This window comes from Vreelandella aquamarina, from assembly GCF_020075495.1.
Taxonomy (GTDB): Bacteria; Pseudomonadota; Gammaproteobacteria; order Pseudomonadales; family Halomonadaceae; genus Vreelandella; species Vreelandella aquamarina_A.
The window spans coordinates 431,498-449,719 of record NZ_JABYQT010000002.1; the positions used below are offsets into that span (position 1 = coordinate 431,498).

Here is an 18,222-nt window from a genome sequence, read left to right on the forward strand (position 1 = left end):
AGTCATGACGGCCTCTTGTCGATTTGTTGTGTATGTCGCAAGCCTCTGACCAACAGACCTGACCGTTACGCAGGATGAGTCTATTGTTGTCTAGTGATGCGTGTTGTCTGGCGGTGCGTCGCGATGCCATCTGGTCAATGACAAGGCTGCCAGCAGGGCTTGCAATCAATGACTATTCGGGCGAATCAGACGTGCTGGCCTGAGCCTCGCCATCTTCACGGCGCCCACTGTCGTCGGCGCCCAGCGGTTCATCGGGTAGCTGCGCCTCTTCGCGCTCGGGTGTCTCGGTTTCGTAGGCGGCTCCGTCATCGGCCGAAGAGGCAGGGGTCTGGAACATGGCATCGCCACGTGATTGACCACCGCCGGTGGTCTCATCTTCCTGATCCATATCCGCGCCGGTAACGCCGCTTGTGGTGCCTGCCGTGCCGGTATCGATATTGGGTGCCTCAGGCATCGTGCGAGAAGTCAGGGCACCGGTTTCATCCTGGGAAACTGCAGGTTCGGCGGCCTGAAGCGTAGCCATGAAGCCAGCGCCGAGTAGAGCAACAAGGAAGGAGAGCCTGCGTCGTACCATATGTATATACCTCTCTAGGCCGGGACAATCAGGCCAGGGCCTCTCAAGCAAGTACTGCCTAAGGTTGATGTATACCCAAACAGCCGACCCAGGCTGACCTCCCTGTATTGGCGACGATGCCGCATCCTGCCTTCTGTATAGTCAGTAGTAGCGCCTCACGCAAGAACATGGGTTAAGAGGCGTTCACCTCGCCAGTATTGCTCTATTGCTTGCCCGGATCGTTACGTCTTCTTTTTGCCTGATTTTTTTTATAGCGCGTGGCACCGCTTCTTCCTGGCTTGCCTGTGCGCTTGGCCGGGCCTGCAGCGACGCCTTTTGCCGTTTGCAGGCTCTGCCGGAGCTTGTCTGCATCGCTTTGCTCGAGCAGGGCGCGTAGATCATCGAGCAGGGCCTGCTGGAAGGCGCCGGGGTTATCCGCCTGTTCGGCAATCGCTCGCAGGCGCTGCTCCCATAGGGCGGTACGTTCCGGCGTGCTGACCGCGCTGGGCAGCGCGGCAATCAGTGCACTACCCAGTTGCGTCGCGCGCAGGGCCTTCTGCTGGCGCACCAGATACCCACGCTGCACCAGGGTTTCGACGATGCCGGCGCGGGTGGCCTCGGTGCCCAGTCCGTCGGTATCCCGCAAGGTTTTACGAACGTTCGGGTCATCCACGTAGCGACCGATGTTCATCATTGCCTTGATTAAACTGGCATCGGTAAATGGCTCAGGGGGGCGAGTTTCCTTCTCCTCTACGCCGGCGCCCAGTGCCTGGCAGGCTTCTCCTTTGCTCAGCGTTGGCAGCGGTGGCGCTTCTTCTCGGGTGGTGAAGAGTGGCTTCCAGCCAGGGTCGAGAATGCTCTGGCCGCGCGCACGGAAGGCCTCCTCCAGCAGCGTGAATTCGGCCTTCACTTCAAAGGTGCGCAAGGGCCGATAGAACTGCGCCATGACGTTGCGCACCACCAGTCGGAATACGTGTCCCTCAGTGGCCGACAGCTGACTGAAATCCGCCGGTTTGCCGGTGGGGGCCAGCGCGTGGTGGGCGCCTACCTGCTTGTCGTTCCAGGCTTTGGAACGCAGGGTGAAATCGGCGCTATTGAGCCATTGGCTGAGCGTGGCGTCGTTCTGGCAGGCACCGCTCAGGCTTTGCCTGGCAAGCGGAAGATGCTCTTCGGGCAGGTAGCGACAATCCGAGCGCGGGTAGGTGATCAGCTTGTGCTGCTCGTAAAGGCGCTGGCAGATATCCAGCACCATTTGCGCCGATAGCCCATGGCGTCGGGCGGCATCCACTTGAAGCGCGGAGAGCGAGTAGGGCAGTGGTGGCGCCTGACGCTTTTCCTGCTGGTCGAGCGTGGTCAACTGGCCTGATGCGCCTGGTAATCGAGTGGCCAGCGCGTCAGCGGGCCTACGATCGATCAGGCGGCCCTGATCATCCAAGGGCTGATTTTCCCTGGGTGCCCACCAGGCGCGCAGCTGGCCGTTGGCCACCTTGAGATCCACCCAGAGCGGATAAAACGGGTGGGGTCTGAAATCGCGAATGGCGTTGTCCCGGCGCACGATCAGCCCCAGCACCGGGGTTTGCACCCGGCCCACGGAAAGCACGCCGTCAAAGCCTGCCTGGCGGCCGGTCAGCGTCCAGGCGCGGGTCAGGTTGATGCCGTACAGCCAGTCGGCTCTGGAGCGCGCTTGCGCGGCCTGAAAGAGCGGCTGAAATTCGGCGTTGGCGCGCAGCTGGGAAAGCGCTCGAGTGACGGCGGGGCGGTTGAGGTCGCTGACCAGCAGGCGTTGAACCGGTCCGCGGTACTTCAGGTGCTCGATCACTTCCTGCACCAGAAGCTGGCCTTCGCGGTCCGGGTCGCCGGCGTGCACGACGCTGCTTGCCTGTTTGATCAGTTTGCGAATGATGGCGAGCTGGCCGCGCGCCTTGGGGCGCGGGGCGAGTTTCCAGGTGCCGGGCACGATGGGCAGGCGATCCAGGCGCCACTGCTTGTCGGCAGGGTCGTAGGCCTCCGGGGGCGACTGCTCGAGCAGGTGGCCCAAACACCAGGTCACGGTGGTATCACCGCACACAATGGCGCCTTCCTGGCGTTTGGGGCTGCCCGGAAGCCCCTCGGCAATGGCCCGGGCGAGGCTGGGTTTTTCAGCAATGATCAAGCGCATGCAACGCGTGGCCTTAACGTCTGTTCGAGATGCCCTATAGTAGCAGAGCCTTGCAGGTCACCAGAACAGAGCGCCAGACGTCAGGCCACGCAAGGGCTAGAACTTGACCTCTACCCCCATGCCGTACAGATCGTCGCGGCGCTGGCCATCGATCTGCAAGCGGTCGACGTTGTATTCGGCGTACACCTTGGCCCGCGGCAGTAGACGGTAGGAGACGCCGATGACATATTCGTCTACCCGAGTGCCTTGATAGGCCAGGTCATCTTCGCCTTTCTCGTTGTTGTACCCCACCATGAAAAGCGCCTTGCCAAGTTCATAGGCAGCGGACAGTTCATAAAAGTGCGTGGAAAACGTCTGGTCATTGGCGGCGTCCATGCGCTTGTAGCCATTGATGGCGCCGAAGTAGAACGGGTCGAGGCGCCAGCCCACACCTACGCCCCAACTGGTCATGTCGCCCAGGGTATCGGTGGTGCCTTGAAAGTTCTGACGCTCGTAGGCGCCCACGAAATCGATCTCCGAGTCGGTGGTATAACGTACCGAGACGCCGTACTGATAGTCGCGGTCGCCTGCGCTGGTTTCACGCGGGCGGCGCTCGTCCTCGAAGACGTAGCTTGCGCGAAGATCCCAGTTGCCGATGTCGTAGCCGATGGTCAACTGGTCATCCTTCTTGCTTTCAAAGGGCTTGATGCCGTTGATCTTGTTCTCGTTGGCGGTATCGCCAAACAGCTCGAAGATGTCGGTGACATCACTCAGTTGGCTCGTCGCGCTCTTGGTGCGGCCCATGGCCATTTCCAGCTGATCCATGTAGCGAAACCCCAGCCATGCATAGCGCACGTCCAGACTATCGGTCTTGGCATCGTTCTCATCTTCGGCGTTCATCTGCCACTCGAGTTTACCCAGCAAGTCGATCTCATCGGTAAAGTGATAGCGGAACTGGGTTCCCAGGCGCGCTTTACCGTCGCCGCCAAAGTTGAGGCGCTGAGTCGGGCTCTGCTTGTCATACTTGAATGCGCCCGCCTCATACTGAAGCTTGCCGGTCAGGTCTATTCGCATCTCGTCGTTCTTGAACACGGTGGCAGCGTGTGCCGTTTGAGTGGCGGCCATGGTAAGAGCGGTGGCGAGCAGTAATTTCTTCATGTTTTCAGTTCTCACGGTAACGTCAGGCAGCAGTTGACCGCTCTTTTAATCGAAGGATTAAAAGAGGGCGATATTTCAACAAGTTAAAAAACGAAGTGCGTTTTAGGGCTAGAAATCGTTTTTGAGCGCTTCGATGTCGTCATCCAGGGTGTTGTCAAGCGCGATGCCGCTTTGGTTGACCTTGTCGGCGTAGTACGTCTTCACGCTTTCCCAGTCGTAGTAGGGGTAGTGCTCGGTTGGCAGGGGAAAGGCTATCTCGCGTTCGTTGTGCAGCATCTTGACCAGCGTATCGTCACCGCCGTCGTTCTGATAAAGAACCCACTGAATGTTGGCCGCCATTGCGGTGATCGCCTTGCCGTTCCAGGTGGCGCTTACCTGGGCGGGGTCGTCCTGACTCTCATCGGCGCCTTCGATCTCGAGATATGCGGCCAAAGGCATGATCAATTCCGCATGGGAAAAATTGAAAATGCCGCTGGCACTCTTTTGCGCGAGCGCTTCGTCAGTCGAGGTGATCAACTCCTTGACCATGGGGGCGGCGATTTCACGGGGCAGGTTGCTGCTCGTAAGCGATGGGCCCTTGGCGTAGAAGGTTTCCATCAGGTCGAGGTCTTCGTACCAGGCCAGCTGCTCTTCGCTGAAGTAGCGGCCGAAATCGAATTCCCCCTCGCGCTCGATATTGGGCGAGATGATATAGAGCTGGTAGAGGTTGTTGGCTGCATCCGTGGGTGTTGCGAGCGCGACGCGTCCCTTTGCATCCTCGAGAGCCAGCTCGCCGCGTTCGAGTTCAGCGAAAAGTTCGTCATCGATGAACTGGCCGATGATATCCCGGGCGAAAGCGTCGGTTTCGCTGCGCTGATCAAGATAAGCGTCGATGACCGCCTGCCACTCGCCACTGCTCTTGTAGTCGCGATAGCGGCTGGCCAGATCATAAGGGCGGAGGTAAGGGTCACGGCCCTTGGCGTACTGGCGGGCGTCGATGGGGGGCGTCGCCTCGCCCAGCGCACTCTGCAAGCCGCTCAGGAAATGGTCGCGGCTCTGGGGGGTGCGGTCCTTGTAGGTCGCGTGGGCGATGATGGGTCGACCCTTCTCGAATATCTCGGGGAAACGCTCGGCCAGGCGCTCGCCGATAGCGTGAAGCTCCTCGCCGCCGAGTATCGAAAGCTCGCCGTAGACGTCTTCCTGAACGGCGATCAGCTGGGCTATTTCCTGCTTCAGGGTGCGCCCGGCTTCGGTGAGCTGACCGCGCTCCTCGGCGATGCTCAGTAGCTCGAAAAGTGTCTTGTCGTACTTGGCGCTGGAAAGGTGGCGCGAGCCATGCCGACCCACGAACTGGACCAGAGTCGGACGATACCCCGGCGGGGCGGGCGTGAACTCGGTGGGAATGTAGCGGTAAGGTGTTTTCGTGCTGTAGTGCGTATCGTCCGCTGCATTGATGGCCTGGGTGGCCAGGGCCGGTGTGGTGGCTAGCCAGCCGGCGGCGAAAGCGGCGGCGCCAAGGTAGCGGTTCGTCAATGCTTGCATCGGTGTTCTCCTCGAGAATTGATCCATCTCGCGTTCAAAAATCGCGTTTGAAAAGGACAAGAAAGCCCCTTCGCCGGCGGTGAGGCGAATAAAATCAGTAGGTTGTTTTATTGTTTGCGTTGTCTGGCGAGGCGTCAGCCAGGGCGGATGGTACTTCGCCACACGGGCTGGGCCGGTAGTTGAATCATCTGGCTGATAGGCGCTTCATCCGCCAGCTGCTTGGCGATGCAGGCCGCAATGTCCTCGACCGGGTGGTGAAAGGTGGTCAGGTCGTAGCTTTGCCAGCTGGCCTGCTCGATGTTGTCAAAACCCATGACACATAGATCCTTTGGAATATCGAGCTTGAACGTCTGGCGCGCAGTATCGATAAAGCCGCAGGCCAGAAGATCAGTGGTGCAGAACACGGCATCCGGGCGCTGTGCGCGGGCGAGGAGCTGGCGTGCAGCGGCCTGGCCCGTGGTGTACTGCGTGGGGCCCGCCCGCACCGTGGTCAGTGAAAGCCCGGCTTCATTTATCGCCTGGGTAAAGGCCAGCTCTCGCGCCAGCAAGCTCGGTGTGCCGGCGGTGGAGGTTACAAGGCCAAATGAGCGGCATCCCGCCCGGTAGAACAGCTCGAAGGCTTCCTGCATGGCCGATTGGTGATCGAGGGTGACATGTACCGGGCCACTGTATTCGTGGCCGCGATTGACCAGCACCACGCGCAGTCCGCTTTGAATGCAGGTCTGCACTAGCGATTCCGCGGGTGCCCCGGAGAGCACCACGATGGCACTCGCCCGGTACTGCAGTGCCTGGTGCAGGGCGCTTTCCACGGTATCGGGCTCGCCGGAGGTGTTGATCAGCATGACGGCGCGGCCCAGCGCCTGGATGTGCCGACTCACGGCCTCGAGCAGGCTTGAAAGAAACGGCGACCCCAGGTTGTCGCCCACCAGGCATACCGGGCGCGAACGCTCCTGAGAAAGTCCGCGGGCCAGGTGGTTGACGTGATAGTTGAGCTCGCTGGCCGCTGCCAGCACCTTTCGGCGCGTTTCGTCCGATACGCTGGCACCGTCGGTAAAGGTGCGCGATACCGCCGAGCGTGACACGCCGGCCAGACGCGCGACTTCTTCAGCGCTAGCAAACTTGCGGGAGCTGCTCATCGGGTGTCTCCTGGAGTAACTGCTTTATCTGCCGTGCCGCGATGCGGGCAGCATCAAAAAGCTCCGGCTTGGGCGTTTCGAACCACTCATCCGGATGCAGCTTGCGCTCCTGGCGCACGTGGGCCACGGCGCTTTCCAGCGTCGGGTAGCGGTGGGGCAGCTCCAGGTGCAGAAACAGCGACACCAGCGTGACCGAGCGGCTGCGCCCACCACGGCAGTGCACCAGCACATTGCCCTTTTCGCGCAGCGGGTAAGAAGGCTTGTCCGGCATGACCTGATCGAGCGCGGCTCTCAAGATGAAATAGGCGGCCAGCATCTGCTCGTGCGGATTGCCTGGGCCGTCGATCATGCCGATCTTGTAGTAGCGAAAACGTCCCGGACCCTGAATCAAGCCGTCGGGCGTCGGAGGCGTGCTCGGGTCGACCAGGTTGATATCCAGATTGACGGCGCAGTTGATCACCGTGGTGATGCCGTGGTCATCGAGCAGTTTCGGGCTGCTGGCAGCCTGGCTGTCGCCGATATACAGCGCCACGTTACGCCCGGGCAGATTCTGCTCGATCAGGCTCATGGGCGGGCGCGGGTAGTGAGGTTTTGTCATGCGATTTCAAGCTCTTCGAGTTGGCTGTAATGGGTAAGGGCATCCGCAATGTGCGGCGCTGCCGCCAGTACCGCGCCACCGGTGTTCAGCGTGCCGGGCAACGAGAGATAGGGGCGCGTCACGCCACCTGCTTCGCGCACCAGTAAAAGGCCGGCCAGGCTGTCCCAGGGGTGCATGTGATGCTCGAGATAACCGTCGATGCGACCCTCCGCCACCCAGGCAAGAGCCAGTGCCCCTGATGCTCCACGGCGAACGTTGGCGCCATGCGACAAGAGTGCTGCCTGTGCATTCAGGTAGGTCTGAAGCTCGGTTCGAGTGGACCAGCCCATTTCGATGGTCGCGTGGGTGAAGTCATCGGTCGTGGCGACATGAATGGGCTCATTGTTCTTGTAGGCACCCTTGCCGCGCCGGGTAAAATAGAGCTCATCGGTGCAGGGGTTGAAAATGGCACCCAGCTGGGTCTTGCCGCGATCGATAAAGGCGATGCAGATGCAGAAATGAGGAATGCCCCTGGCGTAGTTGGCGGTACCGTCGATCGGGTCGACGACCCAGGTAGCAGTACCGTTGGCACGCCCGCCGCTCTGCTCATCACTACTTTCCTCGCCCACGAAGGCGTCGTCGGCAAAGCGCTGCGCAATGGCGACCCTGATCTCCTGCTCGATGAAGGTGTCGGCCTCGGTCAGAAAATCCTGATGGCCCTTGAGCGTGTAGCGCCCTGGCTTGCGAGTTTCGAAAAGCTGGCGGGCTTTCAGGCCAGTGCGGTGAATCAGATCCTTCAGAAATTCAGCGCGGGCGTCCAGTTCATGGGGCAGAATCGGCATGGCAGTCCTTATGCAGTGCAATGTAAGCGTTTGATGTTGTTGTTGGCTGTCGTTGACGCAGTGTGTCAGCGGCGATAGTTCAGCATCCAGAGATCCTGCCAGTCCTGACGGTTCTCCCAGTCATCGATGGCCGTACCCGGCGAGTAGTCGAAAAGCTGTGCCTTGAGCGCCCCGATGCCTGAAGGCTCGCTGGCCGGCAATGCAATGTCGGAGCGGGTCGAGATTTTTCCATCCTGCGCCTGGGGGGCGATGCCTTCTTCGGTCAGCAGGTAGTAGAGAAAAAGCTTGGCAGCATTGGGGCTCTGGGTGCCACTGGCAATAAGGCCAATGGAGGGATAGGTCCAGCCAAGCCAGGGATCCAGGTCTTCGCAGATGCCAAGCGTCATGCCGTTGGCATTGTCACGGAACTTGGCCGTACTGGTCAGGCCGATGAAGCTGTCCTGCTGGTCGGGGGAAGCGACCGCTTCCGCCGCATTGGAGTCCGAGTCGGTCAGAAGCGGGGCGTTGGCGGCCAGCGCCTTCACCCAGGCGCTGGTAGCGCTCTCTTCGTTGGCCAGCGGGTGCCCATAGTGAGCCTCGTAGGCCGCTGCCATGGCCTCATCGCCGTGCTGGGCCATCTGGTTGAACCAGTCCACATAGGAGGGCTTGCCCAGCGGGTCCTGCATGGTCACGCGGCGCGTCCATTCGGGCTCGGTCAATTCCCAGATATTGCCGATCGGGCAGGTGTCGTGAAGTGCGGTGTTGTAGGTCCATACATTGGGTGCCATCACGATGGCCAGCGGGTCGCGGTAGCGCTCGCTGATGGTGTCGACCAGCTCGTCGGGAAACCAGTTGTAGGCAAAGCCGGTATCCAGCAGCTGAGCGGCTGCCGCCGGCGCATCGGCAAGAATGGCCACATCGGTTTGAATATTGCCTGCCTGGGCCTCACGAATGATTCGCTCGAGGGTGTGTGGCGCCTTCGATTTCACTCCTTCGGCCTTGAGGCCGTACTTTTTCGAAAAGGCTTCGGCCTGCTCAATGATCTTGCCGGTGGAGTCGTAGACCGTGATCGCAGGCTCCTGGCGGGCGGCTTCGAGCAGGTCGTCGATCGCGCTGGAGTGCTCGGCCCACGCCATGGGTGATGAGGCGAGGCTGATGGCAATGGCAAGTCGTGACAGTGAACGCATGGATAGACCCTTTTAAACGGCGTGCATGTAGGAGGTGGAGAGGGCGCTTTGGCAAGTCGTGACCGCCGGCGCACTATTTTCAAGCTCATGCTCGAGGCGGTTGCCCTGGGCATTGAACAGATGCAGGTGTCGGGGCTGTATCTGGCAGTAGGTGTGCTCGCCTGCCTTTACCTCGGGCCGAACCTGGGTCGAGAGCTGCAGGCACTGGCCTTCTATTTCCATCTCCAGCACCCAGCTGCCGCCGGTGGGCATGATGCCGCACACCTTGGCGGGCAGCGTATGCACAGCGCCGGGCTGGGCCAGATGGATGTCCTCGGGTCGGATCCCCAGCATGTGCGTCTCGGCCTTCTGGGCGAGCCGGCGCCCCAGGGCGGAATCCGCGGCCACCTGGTTGATCGGCGGATTGCCGATGAACTCGGCAACGAAGCGGTTGGCCGGGCGTGCGTAGATATCGTCCGGGCTGCCTACCTGCTGCAGCTGGCCCTTGCTCATCACGGCAATGTTCGTGGCCAGTGTCATGGCTTCCCACTGGTCGTGGGTGACGAACAAGATGGTGGTGTCAAACGCCTGGTGGAGCCGTTTGAGCTCCGCGCGCATCTCCAGGCGCAACGAGGCGTCAAGGTTGGAGAGCGGCTCATCGAGCAGCAGCACCTTGGGGTTCAATACCATCATGCGGGCGAGTGCCACGCGCTGCTGCTGCCCGCCGGAGAGCTGTGACGGGTAGCGCTTGGCGTAACCGGCAATGCCGAGCTTCTCCATCACGTCGCCTGTGCGAGTACGGCGTTCGCGCTCGGTCACCTTGCGAAGACGCAGGCCAAACTCGATGTTCTGCTCGACGGTCATGTGCGGCCACAGCGCGTAGCTTTGAAATACCAGGCCCAGGCCGCGCTTTTCCGGCGCCACGAACGAGCCGCGTTCGGGGGAGTCCACCAGCTGGTCGCCGATATGGAGCTGCCCGTGGCTCAGGTGCTCAAGGCCTGCAATCATGCGCAGCATCGTGGTCTTGCCGCAGCCTGAGGGACCCAGCAGGCACATGAAGTCGCCGCTTGGAATGTGCAGGTCGATATTCTGGACAGCGGTTGCCTGCTGGCTGTACTGCTTTGAAACGGATTCCAGGGTGATGGTAGGCATGATCAGCTCTCCAGGCCTTGGGCAAGGCCCGTCTTGGTTAATTTCTGGGTCAGCACCGTGCCGCCCCAGGCGAGCAGGGCAATCATCAGCACGACGGCGTTGGCCGCCTGGGTGTAGTTGTAATCCACCAGGCGCAGAGAGTAGGTGGTCAGCACTTCGGTGGCCGGAACCGCGAGGATGATGAACAGGCTCACGCCCTTGATGCCGGAAATGAAGGGCAGCACGATGCCCACGACCAGCGCGCCTTTCTGGATGGGAATGATGATGCTGACCATGCGCTTGAACCACGAGGCACCCGAAATCTGAGCGGCTTCTTCCGGCTCCTTGCCCAGCTGCGTCATTGCCGAGATGCCCGCCCTCGATGCAAAGGGCATCTGGTCGGCAATCAAGGCCAGCATCAGGATCAAGGAAGTGCCGTAGAGCGCGGGTACCGGGCCGCGCTGCACGGCGAACAGGGAAAGCGTGGCGGCGGCAAAGGCGATACCCGGCACGAGGTAAGGCATGAAGGTGAGCTGGCGCAGCGTACTTGCCAGCCAGCGCCAGGGCGTACGGGTAACGACATAGCCCACCAGCAGGCCCAGAAGTCCGGCACAGATGGAGGCGGTACCCACGATGCGCAGACTGTTCCAGGTGGCCGACCAGAACGCCGGCGTCAACAGAATGCCGTTTGAGAGCGCGACCGTATCGAGATTGGTGCCGATCCAGTAATCAAGAGTGAAGTTGGATAGCGCGAAGCGTCCGGGGATACGCATGATGGTGGACAAGAAGAGGGTCAAGAGCGGCAGTACCACGCCCACCACAAACAGGGCAGCGGCAAGGAGGGTGGCAGGCAGGCGCCATACGCCGAGCGGGCGCCGACGCTCCATGGCGCCCTTGCCACCAAGGGTGACGAAGCGGCGCGCTTCACGCATCAGGTAAAGGTCGATGGTCAAGGTAATACAGCCCAGCACCATGATGGCGCCGGCCAGCACCGAGGCAACGCCGGTCTGGCGGGAGGAAATGGCTCTGAACAGCGACGTGGAGAGCGTGTCGTACTGAACGGGCAGGCCGAGAATGTAAGGCACGGCAAACTCGCCCAGCGCGTCGGCCAGGATCAGTACCATGGCGGACATCAGTGCCGGGCGCATCAATGGCAGGATGATGCGAAAGGCAACGGTAGCGCGGCTGGCGCCTAGAATGCGCGCCGAGTCCTCGAGCTGGGCGTCTAGCCGACGCAGGGCATTGCCGAACAGCAAAATGACCAGCGGAATGTAGTGAAGCGCCAGGATCAGAACCATCGGCACCGGCCCATAGGCCAGCCAGTCTGGCGAGGAGTAGCCCATCGATTCGAGCCAGCCGGGCTGACCGCCCATCGAGCGGTTCTTGAACAGCGTGGTCCAGGCAAGTGCAAAGGTCCACGTGGGCAGCATGAACGGCACGATCAGAACCGTAGCGAACCAGCCGCGTCCCCAAAGATTGGTACGACTTAAAAGCCAGGCCATTACCCCGCCGATGACCATGGCGATGCACATGGCACCAAGCGCCACGCTGAGAGTGTTGAACAACGGTTGCCAGAAAAGGCGCTGCGAAATGGGTGAGGAGAATACGCGCTCTAGGTAGTAGAGCGTGAAACTCCCCTGGGGCGCGCCGATACGGTTTGAATCCCCGAAATTGACGTTCACGGCATCCATGAGAATCGAGATGACCGGCGCGAGGATGAGATAGCTGAACGTTATGAGCAGGCCAATGCCAAGCAGCGTCGCCGGCTCCTTGAGACTGAGCTGTAGCCCCCGTTTCGTGGGGCGTGCTGTAAAGATCCACCCGATCATTGGTTTTCCTCATTGACGCATCAAATAGCCGAATCACCGGCTGGATTGATGGGTATTCTAGGGAGGAAAAATGACAGAACGTTTACGTATTGCACGTATGTGCAAAATATAAATTTTATAATATTTGTTGTTAAATCAATTATTTGAATATTTGTACAGGATTGATGTTATTAACGTAAAAGGTTTTATTGCACCCAATTACAAATGTGTCAGCGTATTAGTGGCCGTGCTATAGGCCTTATGCGCTACGCTAAGAAGCTGACAGGGACTTTGACCTGGCCGACTGCTATCGAGAGGAATCTTTCCATGCGCGAACGCGGCAGAACACGCAGATTGATGGGCCTGGGCGCACGCACCGGCGGGGCGATGCTCAAGACACGCCTGGGTGGCCAGGCCGATTGGCGCGCGCTGGGCGAGGCGCTGTTCGAGGGGCTTTCCGAGCTGAAAGGCCCGGCCATGAAAATGGCTCAGATGATGTCCCAGTGGGATGACCTGCTGCCGCCGGACCTGGCCGAGGAGCTTTCCCGCCTGCAGCGCCAGGCCGAGCCCATGCCCTGGCCGCGCATTCGTGAAGCGCTGGTGCTTCAGTATGGTGATCTTGATCAGCATTTCAGCAGGATAGAGGAGCACCCCTTTGCCAGTGCCTCCATGGGGCAGGTACACAAGGCGGTGACGCTTGACGGTGAAACGGTCGTGCTCAAGGTCCAGTATCCGGGGCTTGGCGAGGTGCTGGAGAGTGACCTTGCTCAGCTGAAACGGATCATGCGCCTGGGGCGCTGGTTCAAGGTGCCCCAGGCACGCCTGGATGCGATGTTCGAGGAGCTGGCCGCCGGGCTACGCGATGAGCTGGATTACCAGGCCGAGGCACGTGCGCTTGCCCGCTACCGCGAGCGCTACGCAGACGAGCCGCGGCTGGTGATTCCCGAGCCGCTTTTAGGACTTTCGGGCGCCCACGTACTGGCCATGCGCTTTGTGGAGGGTACGCCGCTGCGCGAGCTGGAGAGTGCCGATGATGCCACTCGACAGCAGGTTGCCAAGACCCTGGCCGACTGGATCACACGCGAGCTTTTTACCCATGGCGAGTTTCACGCCGACCCCCACGCGGGCAACTTTGCTGCCGATGCCGAAGGGCGGCTTGTCATCTACGATTTTGGCGCGGTGATAGCGGTGCCCCAAGCGCGGCTCGTTGCCATGATGGCGCTGCTGGAGGCGACCCTTTCACGCGATGCCATGGCCATGGATGATGCGATGGTCAAGCTGGGAGGGCGCCAGGGCCAGGGCGCGCCGCTTTCACTTTATCGCGAGGCGGCCGAGAGTATCGCGCCGCTGTTCGAGCCTGGCGAGCAGGACTTTGGCGATGTGCGCGTACATCGCCAGCTGCGCGAACTCTCCCCCAAGGTATGGGCGGCGATGGACCGCCTGCAGCCGCCCGCCGATACGCTGCTGCTTTCACGCGCCCTGAACGGTCATTACTGGAACCTGGTGCGCCTGAAAGCGCGCCTGGATATGCATGAGCGAGCCACACCGCTGCTGGCCTGGGCTCGCGAAAGCACTCGCTAGCCAGCCCATCCAGCAAGGAAAGGTAACGCTGATCAGTTCAGCGCCTTCAACCAGAATACCAGGGTCTTGTCGCTCTCCTGGGCCTCACCGATATCCTTCCAGGAGAAGGTGGTCTTCAAATCGGCGCGGCGCCGATATCCTTGACATTCCCAGAAGCCGTGGAGCGGCTGATAGTTTTCCGGCCGCCGGGGGTGATCGTCGGGTCGCTCGACGGCGCAGAAGGCAGCCGTTTCATACCCTTCACCTGTGGCATGGGCTTCGCGCGCGGCCATGAATGCCTTGCCCACACCGCGGCCGCGGTAGTCATGCAGTAGTACCGACTCGCCGTAATAGAATACCTGGGAAGGAGCAGTACCGGCTGCCTCGAACGGACGGCGGAACTCATCGACCTCGTCATCGAGCGGCTGGCCGGTCGCGGCACCCACCAGATGCTCTCCATCGAAGGCGAGGACGAAGAGGCTTGCCGGGTTTGACGCATAGCGGCCCAGGTAATCGGCTTCGTACTCCCGATTGCCATCGTAGAGATAGGGAAAGTCGTGAAATACCCGAATGCGCAGCGCTGCAAGGGCATTCAGGTAGGGCGCAATCGCCTGCCCTTGGCAGGTCATGAGCGTGAGTTCGTTCATCGCGTCTCTTCCACTGGGTAAACGTTGCACACTAGCAGCCGCAGTGCGTTACGCCAATCGCCTGCGCGACGGCTGGTGCCATGCTAGACTATGGCGCTTTTAAATCGCGCTATTCAACGACAGTGGAGACGGCAATGCTGGCGGTATGGGTCGATCAGCTGCTGGGATTTGCCTCCGGGGCACTCTCGGCAATCAGGCAGCAAGAACACTATCCCGATTTCATGACCTGGGTGCGCGCCGAGGGCGCCGCGTCTTTTAATGGCGATATTGCCACCGCCCAGGCGCTGGCTCCCATCTTATGGTCGCAGACGCCGCTTGAGCGGCTGGATTTTGCCAACGAGCCGCTGGCCACGCCAGGACGCAACGAGCCCTGCTGGTGCGACTCCGGGCGCAAGTACAAGCAGTGCTGCTATCGGGTGGATTTCCCGACGGATATTCCCGAGCAGATGATGTGGATGCTTTCGCTACGCGAATGGAAGGGCGCTACCTTGAAAGCCGCGCTGGAGAGCCGTCAAGCGCCACCGCAGGCACTGCTGGAGGCAGGCCTGATTGCTGCCGAAAGCGGTCAGACCGGCCGTGCCATGCAGATTCTCGAGTCGCTGTTTGACGGCAGCGACTGGTCGCGGCTGCCCGAGCAGGCCGAGCCCGCCTTCGAGATCCTGCTGGATATCTACCAGGAGCGCGGCTTTACCCGCAAGCGCGCCGACCTGCTGGATGACGTGATGGAGCGCGGGCCGATGTTCCTGCGCGGCGTGGCGCTGGAGCGACTCTGCCTGATGCATCTGGACAACGACGACCTGGACAGCGCCCGGGCGGCCTTCGTGAAAGCCCAGCAGGCGCTGCCTGACTCGCCCACGCTGGCTTACATCGAAGCCATGCTGCTGTTGCACGAAGGCCATGAAGAAGAAGCCAGGGAGCGCGCCAATTTCTGGTACCGGCGCCTGGTGCGCCAGGGTGGCCTGGATGAAGAGCAGCTGGATTTTCTGGCTGCCCTGGCCGACAACCCCGGTGCGACGCTTGCCGACCAGCTGTTGAGTGCCGAGGAAGACCTGGCAACGCCGCTGGTTTCGTTGCAGGCGCTGCTGGCGGCACTGCCCACCGCACCAAAGCTCGATATCACCGTGGATACAGGCACTGGTCACCTGCTCTACACCGCCACGGCCCGGGAAGCCACGCTGTTTGCCGCCTGGCACGAGCAGTTTCAGGTCATGGTGGATGAAGACGTGGCGCTGGGCTTTCGCGATGACCCCTGGGGCAATGCAGTGGAGTGGATGTCGGCGCTGTGCGCCAACCCCGAGTGGCTGGATGCCCCGCAGGTCGTGCAGGATCTGACCCTTGCGCTTACCAATCGCTTCGGCAGCCTGCCGTGGATGGCGCCAAGCCTTCTGGAGCCGTTGGCGCTGCGCCTGTCGCGCTGGCTGGAGCAGGCGCGCGCCGAAGGCGAGGGCAGTCTGTGCTGGGACGACGGTGATAACGCCATGCTGCTGCGTACCGGCCTTGCGCTGGTGGTGGGTATGGAGCGCGGCGCACGCCAGCACTCCCGCAAGCTTGCCGAGGAGCTGCTGGCGATCGACAAGGAGGACAGCCTGGGCCTCAAGGAGCTGGTGCTCGATCAGCTGTTGCGCGATGACCGCAATCAGGAAGCGCTGGCGCTTGCCGACCAGCCGAGTGACGATGGGTCGCTGGTACTGGGCCTGTTGATGGGCCGCACGCTGGCGCTTTTCCGTCTGGGCCAGCAGGAGGAGGCTGAAAAGGCGCTGGGTGAGGTAATGGCCCACAGCCGCCACGCCCTGGAGATGATCTGTGCCGAGAACCCGCGCCCGGCCATGCCTCACGCCGATGGCCAGGTAGACCCTGGCTCGCGGGCCGAAGCCTGGCAGTACCGTACGCTGATGCGCGATCAGTGGCGCACCACGCCGGGCGCACTCGATTGGTTGAACGAACATCGCTAGCACTTGCCCCCAGGCTGCTCAGCGCGGCTTGGGGGCGGGCACCAGCTGCTTGTCACGACTGATCCAGATGGCCAGCGCGACGGCTGGCAGGCCGAGCAGCGTGGCAATCACAAAGAAGGTGGCATAGCCCTGCGCCGTGACCACCAGTCCTCCAAAGCCGCTTAGAAACTTCCCCGGTAGCGTCATCAGCGATGAGAACAGTGCGTACTGGGTTGCCGTATAGGCCCGCGACGTCAGGCTGGATAAGAAGGCGATAAATACCGCACTTGCCAGGCCGTTGGCCAGGTTGTCGCCGATGATGGTGATCACCAGCATGGGCACCTGATTACCGATCAGCGCAAGGGCGGCAAACAGCAGGTTGGTCAGCATCACAAAGCCCGCGCCAACGATCAGCAGTGGGCCGATTCCGTAGCGCGCCACCAGAAGGCCGCCCAGCAACCCGCCCAGAATGCTCATCGCGATGCCGAAGATATTGGTGACGTTGGCAATGGTGGCCAGCGAAAAGCCTACGTCGATATACAGCGGGTTGGCCATCGAGGCCATGATCAGATCGCTGATACGAAACACCGCGATAAATACCAGAATCCACAGCGCCTTGACCCCGTAACGGCTGAAGAAGTCGGTGAACGGGCAGACGATGGCGCCAATCGCCCAGGCACCCAGGCGACGCAGTACCTTGGGATTGCCTCGGCTTGCACGAATGAATGCCCGTACCCTGGGTTCATGAATCAACTGAACGCTGAGCGAGGCACGCCTGGGCTCCGGGCGCAGCAGCACGGTTACGAATCCGACGCCCACCAGTGCCGCCATGGTCAGGTACGCCACGTCCCAGGAGGCTGCCGCGGCAATGTAGAGCGCGCCCGCGCCTGCCGCCATCAGCCCGCCTCGATAACCGATGATGTAGGTGGAGGCCATCGCCGCCTGAACGTCATCCTCCGCCGACTCGATGCGATAGGCGTCTATGGCGATATCCTGGGTGGCCGAGCCAAAGGCGACCAGCAGCGCGAATAGCGCCACCAGGCCAAGATGACCCACCGGACTTACCCCGGCGAGCCCGATGAGCCCTGTGGCGATGGTGGCCTGGGCCAGCAGCATCCAGCCCCGGCGCTGCCCGAATACGCGGGTAAGTACCGGCAGGGCGAGGCGGTCGACCACCGGCGCCCAGAAGAACTTGATCGAGTAGAGCATGCCGATCCAGGCAAAAAAGCCGATGGCGGCAACGTCTACGCCGTCGCTTCGAAGCCAGGCCGAAAGCGTGGAGAACACCAGCAGAAACGGCAGGCCGGCGGAGAATCCCAGAAACAGCATGGTAACGACGGGCGCCCGACAATAGATCGCCAGCGCGGCAAGCCAGCTGCGCTGAGGTAACGGGGTGGGCATATGGTTCGACTCCAAAAGACGTTGGCGCAGGCCGGATGATAAACTGCATCAATATTTTACGACAAAGCCGACAGCTTACCGGAGAGGTGTTTTCCATGTCGATTACGGCACATCAGGTCGTCACGCTGCACTATGTGTTGACCGAGGTATTGAACGATGAAAGCGAGCAAACGCTGGACGACTCGCTGGCGCGTAACAAGCCCCTTGAGTACCTGCACGGCCATGACAATATCGTGGCCGGCCTCGAGCAGGCGCTGGCAGGCTTGAAAGTGGGTGACAAGAAAAGCGTAACGCTTGCCCCCGAACAGGCCTATGGCCTGCGCAATGAAGCGCTGGTGCAGGAAGTGGGGCGCGGCGCGTTTGGCAATGCGCAGCTGGCACCCGGCAGCCGCTTTCAAACCGAAGGCGAAGCCGGCCCGCAGATCGTTACCGTGGTGGACGTCGCCGGGGACCGCGTCACCGTAGACACCAATCATCCGCTGGCCGGGCGCACGCTTTGCTATGCGGTCACCATTTTGGACGTGCGCGATGCAACGCGCGCCGAGCTTGCCAAGGGGCACCCGCTGCCGCCAGGCACCGAGCACAGCAAGGTCGAAGATCGTAAAGTGCTTTAAGAGGGAGAACCGTCAAAAAGTTGACCCATGTCAGCTACTGTTCCCATCAGGCGCGCTACAG

The 18,222-nt window shown here is 61.3% G+C and carries 15 protein-coding genes; 3 read left to right on the top strand and 12 right to left on the bottom strand.

Going from position 1 to position 18,222, the window contains the following annotated elements; genetic code table 11:
* Positions 1-172: 172 nt before the first annotated feature.
* The 10 genes from HW452_RS04660 to HW452_RS04705 all read right to left on the bottom strand — a co-directional run bounded on the left by HW452_RS04660 (position 173) and on the right by HW452_RS04705 (position 12,029).
* The gene (locus tag HW452_RS04660; protein ID WP_224104931.1) at positions 173-523 is read right to left on the bottom strand and encodes a hypothetical protein; all 351 of its coding nucleotides are present in this window, start codon (positions 521-523) and stop codon (positions 173-175) included.
* 253 nt (positions 524-776) lie between these two features.
* Complete coding sequence (locus HW452_RS04665; protein ID WP_224104932.1) at positions 777-2,711, bottom strand: DNA topoisomerase III; 1,935 nt, start codon at positions 2,709-2,711, stop codon at positions 777-779.
* A 96-nt stretch (positions 2,712-2,807) separates the two neighbouring features.
* The gene (locus HW452_RS04670) at positions 2,808-3,848 is read right to left on the bottom strand and encodes a porin (RefSeq protein WP_224104933.1); all 1,041 of its coding nucleotides are present in this window, start codon (positions 3,846-3,848) and stop codon (positions 2,808-2,810) included.
* A 108-nt stretch (positions 3,849-3,956) separates the two neighbouring features.
* On the bottom strand, positions 3,957-5,369 hold the full coding sequence (locus HW452_RS04675; RefSeq protein WP_224104934.1) for a histidine-type phosphatase: 1,413 nt from the start codon (positions 5,367-5,369) through the stop codon (positions 3,957-3,959).
* A 134-nt stretch (positions 5,370-5,503) separates the two neighbouring features.
* Complete coding sequence (locus HW452_RS04680; protein ID WP_224104935.1) at positions 5,504-6,505, bottom strand: substrate-binding domain-containing protein; 1,002 nt, start codon at positions 6,503-6,505, stop codon at positions 5,504-5,506.
* Complete coding sequence (locus HW452_RS04685; RefSeq protein ID WP_224104936.1) at positions 6,480-7,103, bottom strand: dual specificity protein phosphatase family protein; 624 nt, start codon at positions 7,101-7,103, stop codon at positions 6,480-6,482. The genes HW452_RS04680 and HW452_RS04685 overlap by 26 nt, the downstream gene beginning before the upstream one ends.
* A complete protein-coding gene (locus tag HW452_RS04690; RefSeq protein ID WP_224104937.1) occupies positions 7,100-7,924 on the bottom strand; it encodes an inositol monophosphatase family protein in 825 nt (274 codons plus the stop codon). Before HW452_RS04690 ends, HW452_RS04685 begins: the two co-directional genes overlap by 4 nt.
* A 65-nt stretch (positions 7,925-7,989) precedes the next feature.
* A complete protein-coding gene (locus HW452_RS04695) occupies positions 7,990-9,090 on the bottom strand; it encodes an ABC transporter substrate-binding protein (protein ID WP_224104938.1) in 1,101 nt (366 codons plus the stop codon).
* 12 nt (positions 9,091-9,102) lie between these two features.
* Positions 9,103-10,221, bottom strand: coding sequence for an ABC transporter ATP-binding protein (locus HW452_RS04700; protein ID WP_224104939.1), 1,119 nt, complete (start codon positions 10,219-10,221; stop codon positions 9,103-9,105).
* 2 nt (positions 10,222-10,223) lie between these two features.
* Positions 10,224-12,029: an ABC transporter permease gene (locus HW452_RS04705; protein ID WP_224104940.1), complete on the bottom strand. Its 1,806-nt coding sequence runs from the start codon at positions 12,027-12,029 to the stop codon at positions 10,224-10,226.
* Between the two features lie 306 nt (positions 12,030-12,335).
* Between HW452_RS04705 and HW452_RS04710 the strand changes: the two genes are divergently transcribed.
* A complete protein-coding gene (locus tag HW452_RS04710; protein ID WP_224104941.1) occupies positions 12,336-13,589 on the top strand; it encodes an ABC1 kinase family protein in 1,254 nt (417 codons plus the stop codon).
* A gap of 32 nt (positions 13,590-13,621) precedes the next feature.
* On the opposite strand, the gene HW452_RS04715 is transcribed toward HW452_RS04710, so the two are convergent.
* Positions 13,622-14,215, bottom strand: coding sequence for a GNAT family N-acetyltransferase (locus tag HW452_RS04715; protein ID WP_224104942.1), 594 nt, complete (start codon positions 14,213-14,215; stop codon positions 13,622-13,624).
* Positions 14,216-14,349: 134 nt separating this feature from the next.
* Between HW452_RS04715 and HW452_RS04720 the strand changes: the two genes are divergently transcribed.
* The gene (locus tag HW452_RS04720; RefSeq protein ID WP_224104943.1) at positions 14,350-16,167 is read left to right on the top strand and encodes an SEC-C domain-containing protein; all 1,818 of its coding nucleotides are present in this window, start codon (positions 14,350-14,352) and stop codon (positions 16,165-16,167) included.
* Between the two features lie 18 nt (positions 16,168-16,185).
* Here HW452_RS04720 and HW452_RS04725 read toward each other — a convergent pair whose 3' ends face one another.
* Positions 16,186-17,547: an AmpG family muropeptide MFS transporter gene (locus tag HW452_RS04725; protein WP_224104944.1), complete on the bottom strand. Its 1,362-nt coding sequence runs from the start codon at positions 17,545-17,547 to the stop codon at positions 16,186-16,188.
* A gap of 95 nt (positions 17,548-17,642) precedes the next feature.
* On the opposite strand from HW452_RS04725, the gene HW452_RS04730 reads away from it, so the two are divergent.
* Entirely contained in the window at positions 17,643-18,161 is a 519-nt protein-coding gene (locus tag HW452_RS04730; RefSeq protein ID WP_224104945.1) for an FKBP-type peptidyl-prolyl cis-trans isomerase, read from the top strand.
* Positions 18,162-18,222: the final 61 nt, after the last annotated feature.

Coding starts and splice junctions, on each gene's coding strand:
- HW452_RS04710 (WP_224104941.1), top strand. CDS start 12,336: ATGCGCGAACGCGGCAGAACACGCAGATTGATGGGCCTGGGCGCACGC.
- HW452_RS04725 (WP_224104944.1), bottom strand. CDS start 17,547: ATGCCCACCCCGTTACCTCAGCGCAGCTGGCTTGCCGCGCTGGCGATC.
- HW452_RS04730 (WP_224104945.1), top strand. CDS start 17,643: ATGTCGATTACGGCACATCAGGTCGTCACGCTGCACTATGTGTTGACC.
- HW452_RS04685 (WP_224104936.1), bottom strand. CDS start 7,103: ATGACAAAACCTCACTACCCGCGCCCGCCCATGAGCCTGATCGAGCAG.
- HW452_RS04690 (WP_224104937.1), bottom strand. CDS start 7,924: ATGCCGATTCTGCCCCATGAACTGGACGCCCGCGCTGAATTTCTGAAG.
- HW452_RS04670 (WP_224104933.1), bottom strand. CDS start 3,848: ATGAAGAAATTACTGCTCGCCACCGCTCTTACCATGGCCGCCACTCAA.
- HW452_RS04660 (WP_224104931.1), bottom strand. CDS start 523: ATGGCTACGCTTCAGGCCGCCGAACCTGCAGTTTCCCAGGATGAAACC.
- HW452_RS04700 (WP_224104939.1), bottom strand. CDS start 10,221: ATGCCTACCATCACCCTGGAATCCGTTTCAAAGCAGTACAGCCAGCAG.
- HW452_RS04675 (WP_224104934.1), bottom strand. CDS start 5,369: ATGCAAGCATTGACGAACCGCTACCTTGGCGCCGCCGCTTTCGCCGCC.
- HW452_RS04665 (WP_224104932.1), bottom strand. CDS start 2,711: ATGCGCTTGATCATTGCTGAAAAACCCAGCCTCGCCCGGGCCATTGCC.
- HW452_RS04680 (WP_224104935.1), bottom strand. CDS start 6,505: ATGAGCAGCTCCCGCAAGTTTGCTAGCGCTGAAGAAGTCGCGCGTCTG.
- HW452_RS04695 (WP_224104938.1), bottom strand. CDS start 9,090: ATGCGTTCACTGTCACGACTTGCCATTGCCATCAGCCTCGCCTCATCA.
- HW452_RS04720 (WP_224104943.1), top strand. CDS start 14,350: ATGCTGGCGGTATGGGTCGATCAGCTGCTGGGATTTGCCTCCGGGGCA.
- HW452_RS04715 (WP_224104942.1), bottom strand. CDS start 14,215: ATGAACGAACTCACGCTCATGACCTGCCAAGGGCAGGCGATTGCGCCC.
- HW452_RS04705 (WP_224104940.1), bottom strand. CDS start 12,029: ATGATCGGGTGGATCTTTACAGCACGCCCCACGAAACGGGGGCTACAG.